We start from the raw sequence: 23,504 nt of genomic DNA on the forward strand, positions 1-23,504 counted from the left end.
TTGCGCCCTTTGGAACGAAACTCGATGGCTGACGAAGCGGAAAAGAAAATTTCAGGCGGTGCGGCGGGCAAACCCGGCGTACCCCGTGGCACGCTCGTGCTGGCGGGGGTGGCCGCCGTCGCGATCGCGGCTGTCGTATACGGGATCATCGCCGTCGGCGGCAAGGAAACGGCGACCGGAAATTGCGCGGTGACCGAGGCTGGCCTGGCGCCCCTGCGCGCCGCTGCCACCGGCGATGTCGCCGGGCTGACCGTCAACAAGCTGGTGAAACCCGCCACCGAGATCAGTTTCGACGGTGCCGACGGGCAGCGCAAGACCCTGGCCGACTTCAAGGGCAAGACCGTTCTTCTCAATTTATGGGCGACCTGGTGCCTGCCGTGCCGGGCGGAAATGCCGGCGCTCGACCAGTTGCAGGCGAAGCTCGGCGGCGCCAATTTCGAAGTGGTGGCGGTGAATATCGACACCGCGCGGCTTGAAAAGCGGCAGGCGTTCCTCGACGAAGCGGGGGTTAAGTCCTTGGCTTTCTACGCCGATCCGAAGGCCGGTGTGTTCCAGACCCTGCGTCAGGCGGGCAAGGTGGTCGGACTGCCGACGACCCTGCTGATCGATTCGCGTGGCTGCGAATTGGGGGTCATGTCTGGTCCCGCCGAATGGGCTTCGGAGGACGCGCTGCGCCTGATCCGGGCCGCAACGGCTCTAAAACCGGCAACATAGCTGATTTTGCGCCGTGAAATGTCGGGCTTAAGGTTCGGATTGCGCGGTGCACACTCTTCGATTAGTGAAGCCCCGACGAATTCAGAGCGAAGGGGCCCACCATGGCCGAACCGAATCCGAACCCGCTGGCCGCAGAATCGCGCCGTCCACTGTCACCGCATTTGCAGGTTTACCGCCTGACACTGACGATGATGATGTCGGGTATCCACCGCATCACCGGCATGGGCCTATATCTCGGGACCCTGCTGCTCGCCTGGTGGCTGATCGCCGCGGCGACTGACGCGACCTCCTTCGAAACCGTGTCGTGGATCCTGTCGTCGATCATCGGCCGCTTGATCCTGCTCGGTTTCACCTGGGCGCTGTTCACTCACATGATGGGTGGCATCCGCCACTTCATCTGGGACATGGGCAAAGGCATGGAGCATCCGGAGCGCGAATATCTCGCGCATATGACGGTCTGGGGCGGTCTCGCGCTGACCCTCATCGTCTGGATCATCGCCTACGCTGTTCGCTGAGATCGGGAACGCCGCCATGACAAACACGCCCAATTCCATTCGCACGCCGATGGGCAAGGTCCGTTATCTGGGCTCTGCCAAGTCGGGCACGCGCCACATGCTGCACACGCGGCTGACGGCGATCGCGATGGTGCCGCTGTCGATCGCCTTTGTGTGGATCGTGCTGTCGCTGGTTGGCAAGGACTACGCCACGGTGCGCGCCTCGCTCGGCAACCCGCTCGTCTCGATCACACTGCTGTTGTTCCTGCTCGCCGGCATCTACCACATGATGCTGGGCATGCAGGTCATCATCGAGGATTATGTGTATGGCGAGCACACCAAGTTCTGGTCGCTGACCGCCAACACCTGTTTCGCCATCGCCGTTGGCTTTGCCTGCGCCTATGCGGTGCTGCGGCTGAGTTTCGTTTAAGCACTTTCGTCTGCGCGACTGGCGCCACTAGACACGAAAAAGGGTAAACCCATGGCCACTTCTTCCGCCGCCAACGGTAGCGCCTATCCGATTACCGATCACACCTTCGACGTGGTGATCATCGGTGCTGGCGGCGCCGGTCTGCGCGCTACGGTCGGCTGTTCCCAGGCGGGCCTGCGCACGGCCTGTATCTCGAAAGTGTTCCCGACCCGCTCGCACACGGTAGCGGCGCAGGGCGGCATTTCCGCTTCGCTCGGCAATATGGGCCCGGACGACTGGCGCTGGCATATGTACGACACGGTCAAGGGCTCCGACTGGCTCGGCGACCAGGACAGCATCGAATATCTGGTGCGCAACGCGCCGGCCGCCGTCTACGAGCTGGAACATTGGGGCGTGCCGTTCTCGCGTACCGAGGAAGGCAAGATCTACCAGCGTCCGTTCGGCGGCATGACCACCGACTTCGGCAAGGGCATCGCGCAGCGCACCTGCGCCGCCGCTGACCGCACCGGCCACGCCATCCTGCACACGCTCTATGGCCAGGCGCTGCGCAACAACACCGAATTCTTCATCGAATATTTCGCCATCGACCTGATCATGGATCAGGAAGGCCGTTGCCGTGGCGTCGTCTGCATCAAGATGGATGACGGCACGATCCATCGCTTCCGCGCCAATCTGGTCATCCTCGCCACCGGCGGTTATGGCCGCGCTTATTTCTCGGCGACGTCGGCGCACACCTGCACCGGAGATGGCAACGCCATGGCGCTTCGCGCGGGTTTGCCTCTCGAAGATATGGAATTTGTCCAATTCCACCCTACGGGCATCTACGGTTCAGGCTGTCTGATCACCGAAGGCGCGCGTGGCGAAGGCGGCTATGTGACCAATTCGGAAGGCGAGCGCTTCATGGAGCGCTATGCCCCGTCGGCCAAGGATCTGGCTTCGCGCGACGTGGTTTCGCGCGCTATGACCATCGAAATCCGTGAGGGACGTGGCGTCGGCAAGAAGAAGGATCACATCTTCCTGCATCTCGACCACCTCGATCCGAAGGTTCTGCACGAGCGTCTGCCCGGCATTTCGGAAAGCGCCCGCATCTTCGCCGGCGTCGATGTGACCAAGGAGCCGATCCCGGTCATTCCGACCGTCCACTACAACATGGGCGGCATTCCGACGAACTATCATGGCGAAGTGCTGACCAAGAAGAACGGCGATCCGGACTTCGTCATCCCCGGCCTGATGGCGCTGGGCGAAGCGGCCTGCGTGTCGGTGCATGGCGCCAATCGCCTCGGCTCCAACTCGCTGATCGATCTGGTCGTGTTCGGCCGCGCCGCTGGTCTGCGCGCCGCCGAGCTGATCAAGCCCGGTGAGAAGCAAGCCGAACTGCCGAAGGGCTCGGCCGATCTGGCGCTGTCGCGGCTCGACAAGTTCCGCTGGGCTAAGGGCGGTACGCCGACGGCGGAGCTGCGCAACAAGATGCAGACGACGATGCAATCGAACTGCGCGGTGTTCCGCACTGGTGAAGTGCTCGAGGAAGGCTCGAAGCTCATTCACGATGTGTGGTCGGGCATCCAGGACATCGGCGTCACCGATCGCTCGCTGGTGTGGAATTCCGATCTCATTGAGACCCTGGAATTCGACAATCTCATCATCCAGGCGGTGGTGACGATGGATTCGGCGGTGCAGCGCAAGGAAAGCCGCGGCGCTCATGCGCGCGAGGATTATCCGAACCGCGACGACAAGGAGTGGATGAAGCACACCTTGGCGTGGGCCGATGACGAAAAGCAGCAGGTGGCGATCGATTCACGTCCCGTGCACACTTACACGATGTCGAACGACATCAGCTATATCGAGCCCAAGGCTCGCGTTTACTGAGCCGGAGAATTCCGCAATGGTCGAATTCGCACTTCCGAAGAACTCGCGGCCGACAAAGGGCAAGACCTGGCCGAAGCCGGCTGGCGCCAAGAACGTGCGCGAGTTCCGTGTCTATCGTTGGAACCCGGACGACGGGCAGAACCCGCGCATCGACACCTATCATGTCGATATGGACGATTGCGGGCCGATGGTGCTCGACGCCATCATCTGGATCAAGAACAAGGTTGATCCGACGCTGACCTTCCGCCGCTCTTGTCGCGAAGGCATCTGCGGGTCCTGCGCCATGAACATCGACGGCGCCAATACGCTCGCCTGCACCAAGGACATGAGCACGATCAAGGGCGCGGTGGCGATCTATCCGCTGCCGCACATGCCGGTGGTGAAGGATCTCGTTCCCGATCTGACGCGCTTCTACGCCCAGCACGCCTCGATCGAGCCGTGGCTGAAGACGGTGACGCCGCAGCCGGAGAAGGAATGGCGGCAGTCGCATGAGGATCGCGTCAAGCTAGACGGTCTTTACGAGTGCATTCTGTGCGCCTGCTGCTCGACCTCGTGCCCGAGCTATTGGTGGAATGGCGATCGTTATCTCGGCCCCGCCGTTCTGCTGCAGGCCTATCGCTGGCTGATCGATTCGCGCGACGAAGCGACCGGCGAGCGCCTTGACAATCTCGAGGATCCGTTCCGTCTCTATCGTTGCCACACGATCATGAACTGCGCCAAGACCTGCCCGAAGGGCCTGAACCCGGCGAAGGCGATTGCCGAGATCAAGAACATGATGGTGGCGCGGCAAATCTGAGCCTCCGCGCAGGCTGATAAAACAAAAGAGCCCGGTTCTGATCGCAGAACCGGGCTCTCTTCGTTTTGGAATGTTGAACGCGTCAGTCGGCCGGCTTGTCCTTCAGCCAAGTGCGCTTCTGCAGATCGACCATGGCGATGGCGAAGCTGGCGCTGTCTTCCACCATTTCCTGCCAGACCGAGGCTGGCGAGGCCGCCACCGGCTTGAAGGCGGCGTCGACCTGGTCGATGTCGTGCTGCAGGACGGCGGCGAACTTGCGGGCGATGCGCTGCATGGGCGTGTTGTGCGGCAGGCAGCTCATGTAGAGCTCGCCGGCGCGCCGATTGCGCGCCGCGCGCACGATGCGCTCCATCAGCTCGGTGCCGATGCCGCGGCCGCGCCAGTCACGTTCAACGCTGAAAGCGGCTTCGGCCGCGCCACCAAAGGCGAGCGGCAAGCCATGGCCAAGTCCGCGTAATTCACCGGCGCCGCGCAGGACGCCGTCGACGAAGAAGCCGTGAATCACGTCATCCATGCCGAAACAGCGCTCGGCATAGCGGGCGATGAAATCGTCGGAGACGCCGAAACCGAAGCGGTCATGGCGGCTTTGCGGGTCGAGACGGAGGAGGTGGTCGCGGAAGGCGGCCTCGTCGGCGCGCCAGATGCGGCGGAACTGTTCGCCGTCCTGCGGCGCATAGCGGCTCTGCGCAGGGGGGCGTGAGGGGGGTAATACATGTTGCATTGCGTCAAAACCTTGTAATTCCTACCGACTGTCTCCGCTCCCGGACAATCGGACGAAGGTAACTCCCTTTCGAATCAGTGACGAAGTCGGTGCCTGGCAGTATCCTTGATATCCCAAGGATATGCTGCGCTGCAATATCGATAAAATGATGGCCAGGAGCGGAAATTCAAGCCGGGCTGTTTGTCGCGCTTGCGCTGCCCACGCCTGCGCCGGTAAGTGGGTTGGTTTCATTTCACAGCCCGTTGTCACGTGACCCAGACCGTTTCGGATTTGTATACCCAGCATGTCCGCGACGGACATTTCGAGGACGACCCAGCGCAACGCAAGCTGGTGCGCCGGCTCGACCAACTGGCCGAAGCGCTGCGCGAGCGCCAGCTGGCGCGCAAATCCAGCCCGCTTGGCTGGCTGTTTGGCCGCCGCCAGGCCAAGGTCGAGATACGCGGCCTGTATATCTGGGGCTCGGTCGGTCGCGGCAAAACCATGCTGATGGACCTATTCTTCGAGGCGGCGCCGGTCGTGGCCAAGAAGCGCGTCCACTTCCACGCCTTCATGGCCGACGTGCATGCCCGCGTGCACGCCTGGCGCCAGGCCAAAAAGGCCGGCACCGCTAAGGGTGACGAACCGATCCCGCCGATCGCCGAGGCGCTGGCGGACGAAGCGACCCTGCTCTGCTTCGACGAGTTCAGCGTCACCGACATCGCCGATGCGATGTTGCTGGGCCGGTTGTTCGAAGCGCTGTTCGCGCGCGGCGTCATTGTTGTGGCGACATCGAATGTCGAGCCCTCACGCCTTTATGAGGGCGGGCTTAATCGGGCGTTGTTCCTGCCGTTCATCGCGTTGCTGAGCCAGAAGATGGATGTGGTGACGCTCGATTCGCGTACCGACTTCCGGCTTGAGAAGCTCAGCGGATCGTCGGTCTATTACGTGCCGCCGGATGCGGCGGCGCGCACCGCGATCGACCGCATGTTCAAATCGCTCACCGGCGTTGAGCACGGCACGGCGACAACCTTGCGCGTGCTGGGCCGCGATGTGCCTGTGCCGGAACAAGCGGCTAACGTGGCGCGCTTCACCTTTCGCGACCTATGCGAGAAACCGCTGGCGGCAGCGGATTACCTCGCCATCGCCGAGCACTTCCATACGGTGATCATCGAGAACATTCCGGTGATCCGACCGAGCCAGCGCAATGAAGCCAAGCGCTTTATCAATCTGATCGACACGCTCTATGATCGTCACGTCAAACTGATCGCCTCGGCCGAAGCGGAGCCGACCCAAATCTATACGGCAACCGAAGGTCGCGAAGCGTTTGAGTTCGAGCGCACCGGCTCACGTTTGATCGAGATGCGATCGGAAGAATATCTGGCTTTGCCGCATGGTCATGTCACGTCGGAAGCGTCTGGCGATACGACTGGGCTGATTGACACTTAACCGGAGGGTCGCATGGCGCGCCGAGCTCAGCCTGAACCGGTCGATGCCCGGCTTCTGAAGATCGCCGCCGCGCATATTCGTCGCTTCGGCATCGCCAAGACGACGATCGTGTCGATTGCCGCCGAGGCCGGCATGTCGCATGCCAATGTCTATCGCTATTTCCCCTCCAAATGGGCGCTGTTCGAGGCGCTGGGCGACCGTTGGTTGAAGCCGGTCGAGGGCCGATTGCGCGAGGTGGCCGACGGGCCCGATCCGGCCGACGACAAGCTGGAGCGGCTTGTCAGCCTGCTGCACCGGGCCTATCGCGACAAGCTGGAGGCGGAGCCGGAGCTGTTCGCCATCTTCGTCGAATCGCTCGAAAAGGGCCGGGCGGGGGCGCGGCGGCATCGCGCCCGGCTGCAGCAGGAAGTGCAGCAGGTGATCGAGGACGGCATTGCGGCCGGTGTTTTTCTGGTTTCCGATCAACGCCGCGCCATGGCGCTGGTTTTCGACGTGTTGCACCGTTTCATCCATCCGGCGGCGGTCTGGCACGACCGGGAAGTGCCGCGCGACCAGCTTCAGCTTCGCCTTGATCGGGTGACCGCTCTGGTGACCCGGGCGCTTGTCGGCGGGCTGCGGCAAGTTCTATGAGAAGCGGCGTAATAATTTACAAAATTTGAAAATTGTTACATAAATTTTCCGTGTGCTGGCGGGCACCGGAAAATCATCCTAAGAATTTGAATTAACGCATGAATATAGCAAAGCTGGCGCTTGGCGATCGCTGCCATTGCAGCGCATCAATGCGATTCAAGATGCTGGTTTGGCTTGCCTGGATCGTCAGAAAGAGTCAAAGACGCGCGCCGGCCTGAATAGAGGCCCCAGATTCAACTGCGAAGGACGTCAACCTATGGCGCGAAATAAGATTGCATTGATCGGTGCGGGACAAATTGGTGGCACGCTCGCTCTGCTGGCCGGTATCAAAGAATTGGGCGATGTCGTCCTCTTCGACATCATGGAAGGCACCCCGCAGGGCAAGGCGCTCGATCTCGCCGAAGCCGCCCCGGTGGAAGGCTTCGATGCCAAGATGACCGGCGCGAACGATTACTCGGCGATCAAGGACGCGGATGTCATCATCGTGACCGCTGGCGTGCCGCGTAAGCCCGGCATGAGCCGCGACGATCTGCTCGGCATCAACCTGAAGGTGATGGACTCGGTTGGCGCGGGCATCAAGCAATATGCGCCGAACGCTTTCGTCATCTGCATTACCAACCCGCTCGATGCGATGGTGTGGGCGTTGCAGAAGGCCTGCGGCCTGCCGACCAATAAGGTGGTGGGCATGGCTGGCGTGCTCGACTCGGCACGCTTCCGTTATTTCCTCGCTGAAGAATTCAACGTTTCCGTCGAAGACGTGACGGCCTTCGTGCTCGGCGGCCACGGCGACGACATGGTGCCGTCGGTGCGTTACTCGACGGTTGCTGGCATTCCGCTTCCCGATCTCATCAAGATGGGTTGGACCACGCAGGAGAAGCTCGACGCTATCGTCAAGCGCACCCGCGGCGGCGGCGGCGAGATCGTCAACTTGCTCAAGACCGGCTCGGCTTTCTATGCGCCGGCCTCCTCGGCGATCTCGATGGCCGAAAGTTATCTGCGCGACAAGCGCCGCGTGCTGCCCTGCGCCGCTTACCTCAACGGCCAGTATGGCGTGAAGGACATGTATGTCGGCGTGCCGGTAGTGATCGGCAAGAATGGCGTTGAGAAGATCGTCGAGATCTCGCTCGATGCGGCCGAAAAGGAAATGTTCGCGACGTCGGTGAAGTCGGTGCAGTCGCTGGTTGACGCCTGCAAGACCATCAATCCGGCTCTCGCCTGATCACAATCGATCCGTCACGAACCGCTGCCATGGTTCGTGACGGTTTGCACTGAAGCCGATCGCCCAAGCGGCATCCGGGGGTTTGCATGAACATTCACGAGTATCAGGCCAAGGCAGTGCTGAAGGAATTCGGCGTGCCGGTTTCAAAAGGTGTCGCCATTCTGAAGGCCAGCGACGCGGAAGCGGCGGCCAAGGAACTCGGCGGCCCGCTTTGGGTCGTCAAATCGCAGATCCACGCGGGTGGCCGCGGCAAGGGCAAGTTCAAGGAAGCCGCTGCCGGCGACAAGGGCGGCGTGCGTCTCGCCAAGTCGATCGACGAGGTGAAGACCTTCGCCCAGCAGATGCTCGGCAACACGCTCGTCACCGTGCAGACCGGCCCGGCCGGCAAGCAGGTCAACCGGCTCTATATCGAAGACGGTTCCGACATCGAGAAGGAATTCTACCTCTCAGCGCTCGTCGATCGCACGACCAGCCGTATCTCCTTCGTCGTGTCGACCGAAGGGGGCATGGACATCGAGACCGTCGCGCATGACACCCCGGAGAAGATCGTTTCCTTCTCTGTCGATCCGGTCACCGGCATCATGGCGCATCATGGCCGCACCGTCGCTGAAGCGCTCGGCCTTGAAGGCGATCTCGCCAAGCAGGCGGGCAAGATTGTCACGCAGCTCTATACGGCGTTCGTCGCCAAGGACATGGAGATGCTTGAGATCAACCCGCTGATCATCACCAAGCAGGGTCAGCTCAAGGCGCTCGACGCGAAGATCTCCTTCGACAGCAACGCACTCTACAAACATCCCGAGATCGTCGCCCTGCGCGACGAGACCGAAGAAGATGCCAAGGAGATCGAAGCCTCTAAGCACGATCTCGCTTACATCGCGCTCGACGGTAACATCGGCTGCATGGTCAACGGCGCCGGCCTCGCCATGGCGACGCTCGACATCATCAAGCTCTACGGCATGGAGCCGGCCAACTTCCTCGACGTCGGCGGTGGCGCCAGCGAAGAGAAGGTGACGGCGGCGTTCCAGATCATCACCGCCGACCCGAACGTGAAGGGCATCCTGGTCAACATCTTCGGCGGCATCATGAAGTGCGACGTGATCGCCCGTGGTGTGCTGGCAGCGGTGAAGACCGTCGGCCTGCAAGTGCCGCTGGTGGTTCGCCTCGAAGGCACGAATGTGGAGGAGGGCAAGCGCATCATTCGTGAGAGCGGCCTGAACGTCATCCCTGCCGACGATCTCGACGATGCGGCGCAGAAAATCGTGAACGCCGTCAAGGCCGCCGCGTAAGGAGCCCCGATGTCCATTCTGATCAATAAGAATACCCGAGTCATCACCCAGGGCTTCACTGGCAAGAACGGCACGTTCCATTCGGAACAGGCGTTGGCCTATGGCACGAAGGTTGTCGGCGGTGTTTCGCCGGGCAAAGGTGGCTCACGCCATCTCAACCTGCCGGTGTTCAACACCGTGGCCGAAGCGCGCCAGGAAACCGGCGCCGACGCGACCGTGGTCTATGTGCCGCCGCCAGGCGCGGCCGACGCTATCTGTGAAGCGATTGATGCGGAAATCCCGCTGATCGTTTGCATCACCGAAGGCGTGCCGGTGCTCGACATGATGCGCGTTAAGCGCTCGCTGGCGGGTTCCAAGTCGCGGCTGATCGGTCCGAACTGCCCGGGCATCGTCACCGCCGGTGAATCGAAGATCGGCATCATGCCGGCCAATATCTTCAAGCCGGGTTCGGTCGGCATTGTCTCGCGCTCGGGCACGCTGACCTATGAAGCAGTGTTCCAGACCACCCAGGAAGGCCTCGGCCAGACGACGGCGGTGGGCATCGGCGGTGACCCGATCAAGGGCACCGAGTTCATCGACATGTTGGAAATGTTCCTGGCCGACGAGGCCACGAAGTCCATCGTCATGATCGGCGAAATCGGCGGTTCGGCGGAAGAAGACGCGGCGCAGTTCCTTAAGGACGAAGCCAAGCGTGGTCGCAAGAAGCCGATGGTTGGCTTCATTGCTGGGCGCACGGCTCCTCCGGGACGGCGCATGGGTCATGCTGGCGCCATTATTTCGGGCGGTAAAGGTGGGGCGGAAGACAAGATCGCTGCGATGGAATCAGCGGGTGTCAAAGTCTCGCCGTCGCCCGCCAGGCTTGGCCACACGCTGGCCGAGCTGCTGAAGGGTTGAGTTTCAGGCCGGGCGTAAGCCCGGCCCTTTCGGTTGCCATAAACGGCGTAAAACGCTGCGAGGAAAACGACCATGTCACGTCAGGATTCAAACGCTGCGCTGAGCAGGACATCGTTTCTTGATGGCGCCAACGCGAGCTATATCGAGAGCCTCTACGACAAATATCGCAAGGATCCGTCGAGCGTCGACGGCGAGTGGCGGGACTTCTTCGCCAGCCTAGGCGATGATGCCGAAGATATCGCCGAGAACGCCCGCGGTGCCTCGTGGAAGCAGCCGAACTGGCCGATCCCCGCCAATGGCGAATTGGTCTCGGCGCTCGACGGCAATTGGGCACAGGTCGAAAAGGCCATCGGCGAAAAGATCGTCGCCAAGGCTGCCAAGCAGGGCGCGCCGGCCAGCGATGCCGATGTGCATCGGGCGACGCGCGACAGCGTCCGGGCCCTGATGATGATCCGCGCCTATCGCATGCGCGGCCATCTGCACGCCAATCTCGATCCGCTTGGCCTCGCCGCGGTGAAGGATCTCGAAGAGCTGCATCCGTCGAACTACGGCTTCGCCGAGACCGACTGGGACCGGCCGATCTTCCTCGACAATGTGCTGGGTCTGGAGTTCGCCACCATCCGCGAGATGCTGGCGATCCTGAAGCGCACCTATTGCGGCACGATCGGCTTCGAGTTCATGCATATCTCCGATCCGGCCGAGAAGGCCTGGATTCAAGAGCGCATCGAAGGGCCGGATAAAGAAATCACCTTCACCAGCGAAGGCAAGCGCGCCATCCTGCAGAAGCTGATCGAGGCCGAAGGCTTCGAGAAGTTCTGCGATCTGCGCTTCCGTGGCACCAAGCGTTTCGGCCTCGATGGCGGCGAAGCGATGGTTCCCGCGCTCGAACAGATCATCAAGCGCGGTGGTGCGCTTGGCCTGCGCGACATCGTGCTCGGCATGCCGCATCGTGGCCGCCTCAACGTGCTCGCCAATGTGATGCACAAGCCGACCCGCGCCATTTTCCACGAGTTCAAGGGCGGTTCGTTCACGCCTGACGAAGTGGAAGGCTCGGGCGACGTCAAATATCACCTGGGTGCTTCGTCGGACCGTGAGTTCGACAACAACAAGGTGCATCTGTCGCTCACCGCCAACCCGTCGCATCTCGAGATCGTCGATCCGGTCGTGCTCGGCAAGGTGCGCGCCAAGCAGGATCAGCTCGGCGACTTGACCGAGCGCAGCACGGTGCTGCCGCTGCTCATCCATGGCGACGCGGCTTTCGCCGGCCAAGGCGTCGTCGCGGAATGTTTCGGTCTGTCGGGCGTGAAGGGTCATCGCACCGGCGGTTCGATCCATTTCATCGTCAACAACCAGATCGGCTTCACCACCTATCCGCGCTATTCGCGCTCCTCGCCCTATCCTTCCGATGTGGCGAAGATGATCGAAGCTCCGATCTTCCACATCAACGGCGACGATCCGGAAGCGGTGGTGTTCGCCGCCAAGGTGGCGATCGAGTTCCGGCAGAAGTTCCACAAGCCGGTCGTCCTCGACATGTTCTGCTACCGTCGCTTCGGCCACAACGAAGGCGACGAGCCGGGCTTCACCCAGCCACTGATGTATCGCAACATCCGCAATCATCAGCCGATCCAGGAACTCTATGCAGATCGCCTGATCGGCGAGGGTGTGATCAGCCGCGAGGAAGTCGACACCGCGGTGGCTGACTGGCGTGGCAAGCTCGATATCGAGTTCGATGCGGGCCAATCCTACAAGCCGAACAAGGCGGACTGGCTGGATGGTCGCTGGGCCGGCCTGAAGGCTGGCGAAGGCATCACCGACGATCCGCGCCGCGGCGAAACCGGCGTCGAGTTGTCGAAGCTGCAAGCCATCGGCAATGCCATCACGACGATCCCGGAAGGGTTCAACGTCCACAAGACGATCCAGCGGTTCATCGAGAACCGCCGTAAGATGATCGACACCGGCACCGATATCGATTGGGCGATGGGCGAGGCGCTTGCCTTCGGCTCGCTGCTCGACGAAGGCCATCCGGTGCGCCTCTCCGGCCAGGACAGCGAGCGCGGCACGTTCTCGCAGCGTCATTCGGTTCTCATCGATCAAGAGAACGAAGAACGCCTGGTTCTGCTCAACCGCATCCGCGACGGCCAGTCTCGCTACGAGGTGATCAATTCGATCCTCTCGGAAGAGGCGGTGCTGGGCTTCGAATATGGCTACTCCCTGGCCGAGCCGAATTGCTTGACCATGTGGGAAGCGCAGTTCGGCGATTTCGCCAACGGCGCGCAGGTCGTGTTCGATCAGTTCGTCTCATCGGGCGAGCGCAAGTGGCTGCGTCTGTCGGGTCTCGTCTGCCTGCTGCCGCATGGCTATGAAGGCCAGGGCCCGGAACACTCCTCGGCCCGTCTCGAGCGCTTCCTGCAGATGTGCGCGGAAGACAATATGCAGGTGGCGAATTGCTCGACGCCGGCGAACTACTTCCACATCCTGCGTCGCCAGCTGAAGCGCGATATCCGCAAGCCGCTGATCCTGATGACGCCGAAGTCGCTGCTGCGCCACAAGCGCGCGGTGTCGACCTTGGCTGATCTTTCGACCGGTTCGTCGTTCCATCGTCTCCTGTGGGACGATGCCGAGCGCTCGAAGGCGGGCGACAAGATCAAGCTGGTCAAGGACGAGAAGATCCGTCGCGTCGTGTTGTGCACCGGCAAGGTCTATTACGACCTCTATGAGGATCGTGAGCAGCGCGGCGTCGATGACGTCTATCTCCTACGTACCGAACAGCTCTATCCGTTCCCGCTCAAGGCGCTGGTGAACGAGCTGTCGCGCTTCCCGAAAGCGGAAGTCGTCTGGTGCCAGGAAGAGCCCAAGAACATGGGCGCCTGGGCCTTCGTCGAACCCTATCTGGAATGGGTTCTGTCGCAGGCCGGTGGCGTCTCCAAGCGCCCGCGCTATGTCGGACGTCCGGCATCGGCGGCGACGGCGACGGGTCTGATGTCGAAGCATCTGGCGCAGCTCAAGTCCTTCCTCGATGAGGCGTTCGCGGAATAACACCGCGCCCGTCTCCACTGATTGATCACCTTGAAAGGCCGCCCGTGGGCGGGAAGACACCGATGACAACAGAAATCCGCGTTCCTACTCTTGGCGAATCCGTTTCAGAAGCGACCATCGGCAAGTGGTTCAAGAAAGCCGGTGATGTGGTGAAGGCCGACGAGCCGTTGCTTGAGCTGGAGACGGACAAGGTCACCCTCGAGGTGAACGCGCCGGCCGCCGGCGTGCTGGCTGAGATCACCGCCAAGGACGGCGAGACCGTGGCGCCGGGCGCGTTGCTCGGCCAGATCACGGCTGGTGGACAGGGCGCCGCTGCGGCTCCTGCCGCCAAACCCGCCGCCGCCAAGGCGGAAGCGCCGAAAGTCGAAGCCAAGGCCGATGGCAAGATGCCGCCGTCACCCGCTGCCGCGAAGGTTGCCGCCGACAAGGGCGTCGATGTCGATGCGGTTCAGGGTTCGGGCAAGCGCGGCCAGGTGTTGAAGGGTGATGTGCTTGACGCCGCCAGCGCGCCGAAGCCTGCGGCGGCTCCCGCGCCGATCGCCGTGCGCGCGCCCTCGCCCGCCGACGATGCCTCGCGCGAAGAGCGCGTGCGCATGACCAAGCTGCGCCAGACCATCGCGCGCCGCCTGAAGGAAGCGCAGAACACCGCCGCCATGCTGACGACGTTCAACGAAGTCGATATGACGGAAATCATGGCGCTGCGCGCCAAGTACAAGGATATCTTCGAGAAGAAGAACGGCGCCAAGCTCGGCTTCATGGGCTTCTTCGTGAAGGCCTGCGTGCAGGCGTTGCGCGACGTTCCGGCAGTCAACGCCGAAATCGACGGCACCGATCTCGTCTACAAGAATTACTATCACATCGGCATCGCGGTCGGCACCGAAAAGGGCCTGGTCGTGCCGGTGGTGCGCGACGCCGATCACCTGAGCATTTCCGGCGTTGAAAAGGCGATCTCCGATTTCGGCAAGCGCGCTCGCGACGGCCAGCTCAAGATCGACGAAATGCAGGGCGGTACGTTCACCATCACCAACGGCGGCATCTACGGTTCGCTGATGTCGACGCCGATCCTCAATGCGCCGCAGTCGGGCATTCTTGGCATGCACAAGATCCAGGAACGTCCGATGGTGGTTGGCGGCAAGATCGAAATCCGCCCGATGATGTATCTGGCGCTGAGCTACGATCACCGCGTCGTTGACGGCAAGGAAGCGGTGACGTTCCTGGTGCGCGTCAAGGAAGCGCTGGAGGATCCGGCCCGGCTCGTGCTCGACCTTTAATCTTGTCGGCGATCGATCGTTGTTCTTTTAAAATGCGGTGAGTGATGTCCTACGATCTTGTTGTTATCGGCACCGGCCCTGGCGGCTATGTTTGCGCCATCCGTGCGGCGCAGCTCGGCTTGAAGGTCGCCGTGGTGGAAAAGCGCAAGACCCTGGGCGGCACTTGCCTGAACATTGGCTGCATCCCGTCGAAGGCGATCCTGCACGCTTCGGAAATGTTCGAGCAGGCGACCCATGACTTCCCGGCTCTCGGTGTTGTCGTCGGCAAGCCGAAGCTCGATATGGCCGCCTTCATGAAGCATAAGGACGACACCGTGGCGGGCAACGTCAACGGCGTCGCCTTCCTGATGAAGAAGAACAAGATCGATACCGTCTTCGGCACAGGCACGATCGCCGCTGCCGGCAAGGTCACTGTGACCGGCGAGGACGGCAAGACGCAGGCGCTCGAAACCAAGAACATCGTCATCGCCACCGGTTCCGACGTGGCGACGCCTCCCGGCGTTGCGGTCGACTTCGACGAGAAGACCATCGTCAGTTCCACGGGCGCGCTGTCGCTGGCCAAAGTGCCAGGCAAGATGGTGATCGTCGGCGCCGGCGTGATCGGCCTCGAGCTTGGGTCCGTCTGGAAGCGTTTGGGTGCGGAAGTGACGGTGATCGAATTCCTCGATCGCATCTTGCCGGGCATGGATGGCGAAGTCGCCAAGCAGTTCCAGCGTTTGCAGGAACGCCAGGGCGTGACGTTCAAACTGTCGTCGAAGGTGACGGCGATCGCCAAGGGCAAGTCCGGCGCGTCGGTGACGTTCGAGCCGGTGGCAGGTGGCGAAGCCACGAAGCTCGATGCCGATGTGGTGCTGGTGGCGACCGGCCGCCGGCCCTACACCGATGGCCTCGGCCTCGAAGCGGTGGGCGTCGCGCTGGAGCGCGGCCGGGTCGTCATCGACAATCAGTTCAAGACCAATGTCGCCGGCATCTATGCGATCGGCGATGTGGTGCGCGGGCCGATGCTGGCGCACAAGGCCGAGGACGAAGGCATTGCGACGGCTGAGATCATCGCCGGCCAGCACGGCCATGTGAACTATGACGTCATTCCGGGCGTGGTCTATACGACGCCTGAGATCGCCGCCGTCGGCAAGACCGAAGAAGAGCTGAAGGCCGCTGGCATCGCCTACAATGTCGGCAAGTTCCCGATGTCGGCGAACGGCCGCGCGCGCGCCATGCGCGCCACCGACGGCTTCGTCAAAGTGTTGGCCGATGCCAAGACCGACAAGGTGCTCGGTGTGCACATCGTCGGCTTCGCGGCTGGCGAGCTGATCGCCGAAGCGGCGGTGCTGATGGAATTCGGCGGTTCGTCGGAAGATCTGGCGCGCACCTGTCACGCCCATCCGACCTTGTCGGAATCGGTGAAGGAAGCTGCGCTCGGCGTCGAGAAGCGTTCAATCCACTTCTAGTGGATAGGCCTGCCCTCTGTGTCTTCCCGGATGCCGCAGGCGATCCGGGAACCAGAGCGCGTGACGAATGCCGCTTATCTTGATGCGTTGAAGACGTTGCATCGCTGCTGCGATTAAACGCTTTACCGCCTGCCCCTGGATACCGGATCACGCTGGGCGTGTCCGGTATGACACCAAGATTCCAGCGCGTGTTCTCAGTGCAGCACGAGATGCAGCACTTCCGGCTTCAGCATCGCGCACAGCATCACGATGAAGGATATGCCGCCGAGGCCGCCTGCGGCCCAGGCCAGGGCCGCGATGCCGGTGATGATCATCGCTGAAGCCAGCACAATGCCGATTTGCACCAAGGCCGAGGCGATCTCGAACAATTCATTGCGGGCCCGTTCGTGGTCGCGTTTTTCCTCGGCCTGCTTGGCGCGCTCGACGAGCTGCTGACGGCCTTCGCCGGTTGAGGGCTCCGAGTCGTAGCGATCAGCCGTGCTCTTCCAATCGGCGATGCGCTTTTCCATCGCGGCTCTTACGCTGGGATCGGTGGCCAGCGGCAGCTGCGTTTCCATCTGTTCGGCCGCTACCTGCACAGTCGTGCGGCGCACCGTCTTGGCTTGGAAGAAAGCCCATAGGTTTGAGGCTTCCAGATTATGCGCCACCGCTTCGCGCTCGCCGTATTTGACGCCCATCTCGGCGAAGGCCAGCATGAGGGCGAGGATCGCGATCAGCAGTGCGACCCCTTTGTTGCCGCCGCCTTCCGGCATATGTGTATGCTCCGACATGAACGTCTCCGAAGTCCGAATCATCGATCCCGGCAAGCTGTCATCGTGTCCGGCCTGCAATCAAGTCGGGCTCCGATCCAACTTCGCCACAATTTCATGACGCAATTAGACATGCGCCGACTTCATCGTATTCCGCTCTATATTCTTGCCTTGCTCTTCCTGTTCGAGGCGTGGCTCTGGGACCTGTTCCGCGCGCTGGGTGACTGGCTGGCGCGGGTCATTCCGTTCGAGCGGTTCAAGGCCTGGATCGCAAGTCTCATCCAACGCCTACCGCCCTATGCGGCGCTGTGCCTGTTCTGCATTCCGATCCTCGTCATCTTTCCGTTCAAGGTCGCGGCGCTGTGGCTGATCGCCAAGGGCCATTTTGTGTTCGGCGGCTGTGCCTTCTTCGCCGCCAAGGTCGCCGGCCTTGGCGTCACAGCGTTTCTCTACAATCTGACGTCTGAAAAGCTGATGACGCTCGATTGGTTTCGGCGCCTCTATGTGCTGGTCATGAGCTGGCGCGATTGGGCACATCGCCTCGTCGATCCCTATAAACAGCAGCTGGCGGAATTCATGCGGGCGCAGCGCGCATGGGCCTTGCGCATGGCTGGCGGTCGGCGGGAAACGGCGGGCTTCAACAGGCTGGTGCTGCGTCTGCGCCAACGCATCCGCCGGCGCTTCAGCTAGCGCGCGATTCTAAACCGTTATGAACTGGCGCGCGGATGGGCGTTGCGCCAAGCATCCATCAGCCGGTTGGTGTCGACGGCGGTGTAAATCTGTGTCGTCGAGAGCGAGGCGTGACCGAGCAATTCTTGGATCGATCTGAGGTCGCCGCCGCGCGACAATAGATGGGTGGCGAAGGAATGGCGCAGCGCATGGGGCGTCGCCGTGTCCGGCAGGCCGAGCGCGCCGCGCAGCTGTTCGACACAAAGCTGGATGATACGCGGCGACAGCGGGCCACCCTTGGCGCCAACGAACAGAGGTCCGTCTGCCGGCAGCGAGAAGGGGCAAAGCTCCAGATAATTTTCGACCGCCTGCCGCACTGGCTGGATGACCGGCGTCATGCGGGTTTTGCGGCCTTTGCCGGTGACGGTGAGCTGGTCGACGGCGCCGACCGGCGCTTCGGAGCGGCGGATCGACAAGGCCTCGGAAATGCGCAGGCCCGCGCCATAGAGCAGGGCGAGGACGGCGGCGTCGCGTGCCAATATCCACGCTGGGCGCGTGTCGCCGGCCCGGCTCTCGGTCTGGGTCATGCCCCGGGCGGCGGCCGGAGACACCGGTTTGGGCAGGGAGCGGGCGATTTTCGGGGTCTGCACCAAAGAGAAAACCGAAGCAGAGCCTTTGCCGTGTTTTTCCAGAAAGCGGGCGAAGGAGCGTAGGCCGGCGAGCGCCCGCAGCAGCGAGCGGCTTTCGACGCCGGTGGACCGGCGGCTGGCCATGAAGCTGCGCAGGTCAGCCGGCGCCAGGGCGGCGAACAGGGGTAGCGACACCGGCTCGCCGAAATGGTCCTGCAGGAAGGCGATAAATTGTCTGAGATCGCGTCCGTAGGCGGTGAGCGTATGGTCGGCCAGCCGTCGCTCGGTGGCCAGTGCCGTCAGCCAGCGGCGCACCTCGGCCGCGAAGGCCGCGTCGGCACCGGGCAGGACAAGGCCTGAAAAGGCGGCGGGGGAGTTGGCCGCCGTCGTGTCGGTTGTTATTTGATCGGTCATGGGTCCAGCCTCGCCTGGGCCGGCTAATTTTCGGTTTCAGGCGAGGCGGAACCTGGGAGACCCCCAGGGGGATCTATTTGAAGGGGCCGACTTTAAAGGGCTTATTTGCCCGCTTGGATCTGCTCGATGGCCTGGGCGAACAATTCGTCCATGGTGCGGCGGATCTGGTGGTCGGACTGCTGCACGCCGGCGGCGTCGAAATCCTTGCGCAGCTTACGGAAAACGTCCTCGTCGCCGGCTTCTTCGATATCCGCGACAATCACGGCCTTGGCATAGAGGTCGGCGTCGTCGCCGGTTTTGCCGAGTTTTTCGGCAGCCCAAAGACCGAGCAGCTTGTTGCGCCGGGCATTGGCCTTGAAGCGAAGCTCCTCATCGTGGGCAAACTTCTTCTCGAAGCCTTCCTCGCGCTTGTCAAAGCTGCTCATACCTGGGGGTCCTCTCGGGGGTTGGCGGGGTGATTTAGCGGTCCCCATATAAGGCGCGGCCGTGACGATTGAAAGTGCGCCCCGGCGGCCGGGTGCTTGATGGCGAGCTGTTTCAGGCGCGGCAATTTGCTGGGCAAGAAAGGGCTTTGGCGCGCAGCTGGCGATTGTCAGGAGCAGCGGGACGGGATAGGAGGAAGCCCGCTCCGGAACGTTCAGCGAAGGGCCGAATCATTTGTCTGGCCGGTGCGGTCCGCAAGCCGGACGACCCGCTCCCGAGGCCGTCAATCGGATGCCGATCCTCAAACCACGGTAACGTCGATGAAATCCAAACGCCGCATCTACGAAGGCAAGGCCAAGGTTCTTTTTGAAGGGCCAGAGCCAGGCACGCTGATCCAGCATTTCAAGGACGACGCGACCGCCTTCAATGCCAAAAAGCATGAAGTGATCGACGGCAAGGGTGTGTTGAACAACCGTATCTCGGAATATGTGTTCCAGCACCTGAACGAGATCGGTGTGCCGACGCATTTCATCCGCCGGCTCAACATGCGCGAGCAACTCATTCGCGAGGTCGAGATCATTCCGCTCGAAGTCGTCGTGCGCAATGTCGCCGCCGGCTCGCTGTCGCAGCGCCTGGGGATCGAGGAAGGCACGCAGCTGCCGCGCTCGATCATCGAATTCTATTATAAAAACGACCAGCTCAACGATCCGATGGTGTCGGAAGAGCACATCACGGCCTTCGGCTGGGCGACGCCGCAGGAAATCGACGACATCATGGGCCTCGCCATCCGCGTCAACGACTTCCTGTCGGGCCTGTTCCTGGGCGTCGGCATTCGTCTCGTCGATTTCAAGATGGAGACGGGCCGGCTGTGGGAAGGTGACATGATGCGCATTGTCGTCGCCGATGAAATCTCGCCGGATTCGTGCCGGCTGTGGGACATCAAGTCGTCCGACAAGCTGGACAAGGATCGGTTCCGTCGCGACATGGGCGGGCTTGTTGAAGCCTATACGGAAGTCGCCCGTCGGCTTGGCATCATGAACGACAACGAGGCGGCGCGTCCCACTGGTCCCAAACTGGTTGAATAGTCGTTTTATAATAGCCTTTCCGTAAGAACTGTGTCGGCCTCTGCCGTTGTCGGCGGAGGTCGCGATCTGGAGCAAAGAATGAAAGCGCGTGTCACCGTCACGTTGAAGACGGGCGTTCTCGATCCGCAGGGTAAAGCCATCGAGGGCGCGCTGCGTTCGCTCGGCATCGATGGTGTCGACAGCGTGCGGCAAGGCAAAGTATTCGACATCGAGCTGGGCACGGCCGATAAAGCTGGCGCCGAGGCGGCGTTGAAGAACGCCTGCGAGAAGCTGCTCGCCAATACGGTGGTCGAGAACTATCGCGTCGAAATTCTCTGAGGCGATGGAGATCTTTCGATGAAAGCCGCCGTCCTTCTGTTTCCGGGCATCAATCGCGAGAATGATGTGGCGCGCGCGCTGGCGCAGGCCGGCGTCAAGCCGACCATCGTTTGGCACGCCGAACATAATCTGCCGCAAGGTACCGATCTCGTCGTCGTGCCCGGCGGCTTCAGCTATGGCGACTATCTGCGCTGCGGCGCCATTGCCGGCCGCGCCAATATCATGGACGCGGTGCGCGCCCATGCGGCACGCGGCGGCCTGGTGCTGGGCATCTGCAACGGCTTCCAGATTCTGTGCGAGAGCGGCCTGCTGCCTGGCGTGCTGATGCGCAATCGCGATCTGAAATTCGTCTGCAAGGAACAGCACCTGCGCGTCGAACGTCATGACACGCCCTACACCAATGCCTATGGTCACCATCAGATCATCAAGGTCTGCATCGCCCATGGCGAAGGCAATTATGTTGCCGATACGCAGACGCTCGTGGCGCTTGAAGGCGACGGCCGGGTGGCCTTCCGTTATTGCGATGCGGCCGGCCATGTTGGCGGCAAGGGTAATCCGAACGGCTCGATGAACGACATCGCCGGCATCTATTCGGAGAAGCACAATGTGCTCGGCATGATGCCGCATCCGGAAAACCTGATCGATTCTCTTGTCGGCGGCATCGATGGCCGCGGCATGTTCGAAAGTCTTGGCGCGTTCGGCGCGCGCGCCGCATGAGGCGTGCCGCCGTTTCTTTCTCGCGCGGTCCGTAACCGGATGGAACCAGTGCATCGTAACGAACCTGAAATCACGCCGGCCCTTGTTGCTGAACATGGGCTGAAACCCGATGAATATGAGCGCATTCTCGCTCTGATTGGGCGCACGCCGACGATAACTGAACTCGGCATTTTCTCAGCGATGTGGAACGAGCATTGTTCCTATAAGTCGTCGCGCCTGCATCTGCGTTCCTTGCCGACGAAGGCGCCGTGGGTGATCCAGGGGCCGGGCGAAAACGCGGGCGTCATCGACATCGGTGACGGCGATGCCTGTATCTTCAAGATGGAAAGCCACAACCATCCGTCGTTCATCGAGCCCTATCAGGGCGCGGCGACTGGCGTTGGCGGCATTCTGCGCGACGTCTTCACCATGGGCGCGCGGCCCGTGGCTTGTCTCAATCTACTGCGCTTCGGTTCGCCCGATCATCCGCGCACGCGTCATCTGCTTGAAGGCGTGGTCGCCGGCATCGGCGGCTATGGCAATTCCTTCGGCGTGCCGACGGTCGGTGGGTCGGTGAATTTCGATAAGCGCTATGACGGCAACATCCTCGTTAACGCCATGGCGGTGGGCATCGCCAAGGCGAATGAGATTTTCTACGCCAAGGCGACGGGCGTCGGCCGGCCGATTGTCTATCTCGGTTCCAAGACTGGGCGCGATGGCATTCACGGCGCGACGATGGCCTCAGCCGAATTCGACGAGAACAGCGACGAGAAGCGCCCGACGGTGCAGGTCGGCGATCCGTTCTCGGAAAAGCTGTTGCTCGAAGCAACGCTTGAGATCATGGCCAAGGGCTGCGTCATCGCCATCCAGGACATGGGTGCGGCGGGCCTCACCTCTTCGGCGGTCGAGATGGGTGCCAAGGGCGATCTCGGCATCGAACTCGATCTTGATAAAGTGCCGTGCCGCGAAGAAGGCATGAGCGCTTACGAGATGATGTTGTCGGAGAGCCAGGAGCGTATGCTCATGGTGCTCGATCCCGCCAAGGAAGAAGAGGCCGAAGCCATCTTCCGCAAATGGGGCCTCGACTTCGCGGTGATCGGCAAGACCACCGACACGCTGCGTTTCGTCATCAAGCATCAAGGCGAAGTGAAAGCCGATCTGCCGATCAAGGAACTCGGCGATGAGGCGCCGCTCTATGATCGGCCGCATGTGGAAACACCGAAGCTGCCGGTCATCGACGCGGCGCAGATCAATGCGCCGATGCCGCATGATCAGGCGCTGCTGCAATTGCTGGCTTCGCCCGACCAGTGCTCGAAGCGCTGGGTGTGGGAACAGTATGACCATCTCATTCTCGGCAACACCGTGCAGCAGCCCGGTGGTGACGCGGCGGTGATTCGTCTTGGCGATGGGCCGAAGGGTCTGGCGCTGTGCACCGACGTGACGCAGCGTTATTGCGAGGCTGATCCGTTCGAGGGCGGCAAGCAGGCGGTGGCCGAAGCCTGGCGCAATTTGACTGCGACCGGCGCGCTGCCACGTGCGCTGACCGACAATCTCAACTTCGGCAATCCGGAGCGGCCCGAGATCATGGGCCAGTTCGTTGGCTGCGTGCGCGGCATCGGCGAAGCGGCGCGGGCACTCGACTTCCCGATCGTCTCGGGCAACGTCTCGCTCTACAACGAGACTCAGGGGCGCGGCATCCTGCCGACACCGTCCATTGGTGGCGTTGGACTAGTTGCTGATGTGACGAAGACCGTCGGCATTGGCTTCCGTTCGGTTGGCGAAACCATCCTGCTGATCGGTGAAACCCAGGGCTGGCTCGGTCAGTCGATCTATCTGCGCGATGTCTGCGGCCGCACCGAGGGCGCGCCGCCGCCGGTCGACCTGGCGGCCGAGCGCCGCAATGGCGATGCGGTGCGGGCCCTGATTGGTACTGGGCTGATCGCCGCCTGCCACGATCTCTCCGATGGTGGCCTGGCGCTTGGCTTGGCGGAAATGGCGCTGCCTTACGGTGTCGGCGCGACGATCGCCGATCCGGCCGAGGGTGTGTCGCTCACCGGCTGGCTGTTTGGCGAAGACCAGGGGCGCTATCTCCTGGCCTGCCAGACGCCCAACCTTGAGGATGTCGAGGCGCAGCTGCGCGCCGCCGGCGTGCCCTTTGCGGTTATTGGTCGCACCGAAGGCAATGTTCTGGCCCTGCCCGGCGCTGCCCCGCTCTCCGTCCGGGCGATGCAACGGTCGCATGAGAGCTGGCTGCCGGATTACGTCGGCAAGGCCTGACACAGGAGCTGCGG

Annotated in this window: 22 protein-coding genes; 18 read left to right on the forward strand and 4 right to left on the reverse strand. The window is 62.1% G+C overall.

Annotated features, from left to right (window positions below):
• Nucleotides 1-24: 24 nt before the first annotated feature.
• The 5 genes from BLW50_RS21610 (at nucleotide 25) to BLW50_RS21630 (ending at nucleotide 4,300) form a co-directional block, all read left to right on the forward strand.
• Nucleotides 25-714, forward strand: a complete 690-nt coding sequence (locus tag BLW50_RS21610) for a thiol:disulfide interchange protein TlpA (RefSeq protein ID WP_244544343.1) — start codon at nucleotides 25-27, stop codon at nucleotides 712-714.
• 101 nt (nucleotides 715-815) lie between these two features.
• A complete protein-coding gene (gene sdhC / locus BLW50_RS21615) occupies nucleotides 816-1,229 on the forward strand; it encodes a succinate dehydrogenase, cytochrome b556 subunit (protein WP_090706436.1) in 414 nt (137 codons plus the stop codon).
• Nucleotides 1,230-1,245: 16 nt separating this feature from the next.
• Nucleotides 1,246-1,638 (forward strand): succinate dehydrogenase, hydrophobic membrane anchor protein, encoded by a 393-nt coding sequence (gene sdhD, locus BLW50_RS21620; RefSeq protein ID WP_090706439.1) that lies wholly within the window; start codon nucleotides 1,246-1,248, stop codon nucleotides 1,636-1,638.
• A gap of 51 nt (nucleotides 1,639-1,689) precedes the next feature.
• The gene (sdhA, locus tag BLW50_RS21625; RefSeq protein WP_090706441.1) at nucleotides 1,690-3,504 is read left to right on the forward strand and encodes a succinate dehydrogenase flavoprotein subunit; all 1,815 of its coding nucleotides are present in this window, start codon (nucleotides 1,690-1,692) and stop codon (nucleotides 3,502-3,504) included.
• A gap of 16 nt (nucleotides 3,505-3,520) precedes the next feature.
• Nucleotides 3,521-4,300, forward strand: a complete 780-nt coding sequence (locus BLW50_RS21630) for a succinate dehydrogenase iron-sulfur subunit (protein WP_090706443.1) — start codon at nucleotides 3,521-3,523, stop codon at nucleotides 4,298-4,300.
• Between the two features lie 82 nt (nucleotides 4,301-4,382).
• On the opposite strand, the gene BLW50_RS21635 is transcribed toward BLW50_RS21630, so the two are convergent.
• On the reverse strand, nucleotides 4,383-5,021 hold the full coding sequence (locus BLW50_RS21635; RefSeq protein WP_090706445.1) for a GNAT family N-acetyltransferase: 639 nt from the start codon (nucleotides 5,019-5,021) through the stop codon (nucleotides 4,383-4,385).
• A 249-nt stretch (nucleotides 5,022-5,270) separates the two neighbouring features.
• Between BLW50_RS21635 and zapE the strand changes: the two genes are divergently transcribed.
• The 8 genes from zapE (at nucleotide 5,271) to lpdA (ending at nucleotide 16,230) form a co-directional block, all read left to right on the forward strand.
• A complete protein-coding gene (zapE, locus tag BLW50_RS21640) occupies nucleotides 5,271-6,446 on the forward strand; it encodes a cell division protein ZapE (RefSeq protein WP_244544344.1) in 1,176 nt (391 codons plus the stop codon).
• Between the two features lie 12 nt (nucleotides 6,447-6,458).
• Nucleotides 6,459-7,076, forward strand: a complete 618-nt coding sequence (locus tag BLW50_RS21645) for a TetR/AcrR family transcriptional regulator (protein WP_090706450.1) — start codon at nucleotides 6,459-6,461, stop codon at nucleotides 7,074-7,076.
• Nucleotides 7,077-7,332: 256 nt separating this feature from the next.
• Entirely contained in the window at nucleotides 7,333-8,295 is a 963-nt protein-coding gene (mdh, locus tag BLW50_RS21650; protein WP_090706453.1) for a malate dehydrogenase, read from the forward strand.
• An 86-nt stretch (nucleotides 8,296-8,381) separates the two neighbouring features.
• A complete protein-coding gene (gene sucC, locus BLW50_RS21655; RefSeq protein ID WP_090706457.1) occupies nucleotides 8,382-9,581 on the forward strand; it encodes an ADP-forming succinate--CoA ligase subunit beta in 1,200 nt (399 codons plus the stop codon).
• A gap of 9 nt (nucleotides 9,582-9,590) precedes the next feature.
• Nucleotides 9,591-10,475, forward strand: a complete 885-nt coding sequence (sucD, locus tag BLW50_RS21660) for a succinate--CoA ligase subunit alpha (protein ID WP_090706459.1) — start codon at nucleotides 9,591-9,593, stop codon at nucleotides 10,473-10,475.
• Between the two features lie 72 nt (nucleotides 10,476-10,547).
• A complete protein-coding gene (locus tag BLW50_RS21665; protein WP_090706461.1) occupies nucleotides 10,548-13,511 on the forward strand; it encodes a 2-oxoglutarate dehydrogenase E1 component in 2,964 nt (987 codons plus the stop codon).
• Between the two features lie 62 nt (nucleotides 13,512-13,573).
• Nucleotides 13,574-14,782 (forward strand): 2-oxoglutarate dehydrogenase complex dihydrolipoyllysine-residue succinyltransferase, encoded by a 1,209-nt coding sequence (odhB, locus tag BLW50_RS21670; protein WP_090709507.1) that lies wholly within the window; start codon nucleotides 13,574-13,576, stop codon nucleotides 14,780-14,782.
• Nucleotides 14,783-14,826: 44 nt separating this feature from the next.
• Nucleotides 14,827-16,230, forward strand: a complete 1,404-nt coding sequence (gene lpdA, locus BLW50_RS21675) for a dihydrolipoyl dehydrogenase (RefSeq protein WP_090706464.1) — start codon at nucleotides 14,827-14,829, stop codon at nucleotides 16,228-16,230.
• 194 nt (nucleotides 16,231-16,424) lie between these two features.
• Here the strand turns inward: lpdA and BLW50_RS21680 are convergent, their stop codons facing one another.
• Nucleotides 16,425-17,000 (reverse strand): DUF4337 domain-containing protein, encoded by a 576-nt coding sequence (locus tag BLW50_RS21680; RefSeq protein WP_090709509.1) that lies wholly within the window; start codon nucleotides 16,998-17,000, stop codon nucleotides 16,425-16,427.
• Between the two features lie 111 nt (nucleotides 17,001-17,111).
• On the opposite strand from BLW50_RS21680, the gene BLW50_RS21685 reads away from it, so the two are divergent.
• Nucleotides 17,112-17,669 (forward strand): hypothetical protein, encoded by a 558-nt coding sequence (locus BLW50_RS21685; RefSeq protein ID WP_090706467.1) that lies wholly within the window; start codon nucleotides 17,112-17,114, stop codon nucleotides 17,667-17,669.
• Nucleotides 17,670-17,686: 17 nt separating this feature from the next.
• Here the strand turns inward: BLW50_RS21685 and BLW50_RS21690 are convergent, their stop codons facing one another.
• Nucleotides 17,687-18,691 carry a tyrosine recombinase XerC gene (locus BLW50_RS21690; protein ID WP_090706469.1) on the reverse strand — a complete coding sequence of 335 codons (1,005 nt, stop codon included), beginning with the start codon at nucleotides 18,689-18,691 and terminating at the stop codon, nucleotides 17,687-17,689.
• A gap of 101 nt (nucleotides 18,692-18,792) precedes the next feature.
• Nucleotides 18,793-19,116: a DUF1476 domain-containing protein gene (locus BLW50_RS21695; protein ID WP_090706472.1), complete on the reverse strand. Its 324-nt coding sequence runs from the start codon at nucleotides 19,114-19,116 to the stop codon at nucleotides 18,793-18,795.
• 318 nt (nucleotides 19,117-19,434) lie between these two features.
• On the opposite strand from BLW50_RS21695, the gene purC reads away from it, so the two are divergent.
• The 4 genes from purC (at nucleotide 19,435) to purL (ending at nucleotide 23,490) form a co-directional block, all read left to right on the forward strand.
• On the forward strand, nucleotides 19,435-20,199 hold the full coding sequence (purC, locus tag BLW50_RS21700; protein ID WP_090706475.1) for a phosphoribosylaminoimidazolesuccinocarboxamide synthase: 765 nt from the start codon (nucleotides 19,435-19,437) through the stop codon (nucleotides 20,197-20,199).
• 78 nt (nucleotides 20,200-20,277) lie between these two features.
• On the forward strand, nucleotides 20,278-20,517 hold the full coding sequence (purS, locus tag BLW50_RS21705; protein WP_090706478.1) for a phosphoribosylformylglycinamidine synthase subunit PurS: 240 nt from the start codon (nucleotides 20,278-20,280) through the stop codon (nucleotides 20,515-20,517).
• Nucleotides 20,518-20,535: 18 nt separating this feature from the next.
• Complete coding sequence (gene purQ / locus BLW50_RS21710) at nucleotides 20,536-21,234, forward strand: phosphoribosylformylglycinamidine synthase subunit PurQ (protein ID WP_090706480.1); 699 nt, start codon at nucleotides 20,536-20,538, stop codon at nucleotides 21,232-21,234.
• A 39-nt stretch (nucleotides 21,235-21,273) separates the two neighbouring features.
• Nucleotides 21,274-23,490 carry a phosphoribosylformylglycinamidine synthase subunit PurL gene (purL, locus tag BLW50_RS21715; protein WP_170850285.1) on the forward strand — a complete coding sequence of 739 codons (2,217 nt, stop codon included), beginning with the start codon at nucleotides 21,274-21,276 and terminating at the stop codon, nucleotides 23,488-23,490.
• Nucleotides 23,491-23,504: the final 14 nt, after the last annotated feature.

Origin of the sequence: Beijerinckia sp. 28-YEA-48, assembly GCF_900104955.1 — a bacterium.
Taxonomy (GTDB): domain Bacteria; phylum Pseudomonadota; class Alphaproteobacteria; order Rhizobiales; family Beijerinckiaceae; genus Terripilifer.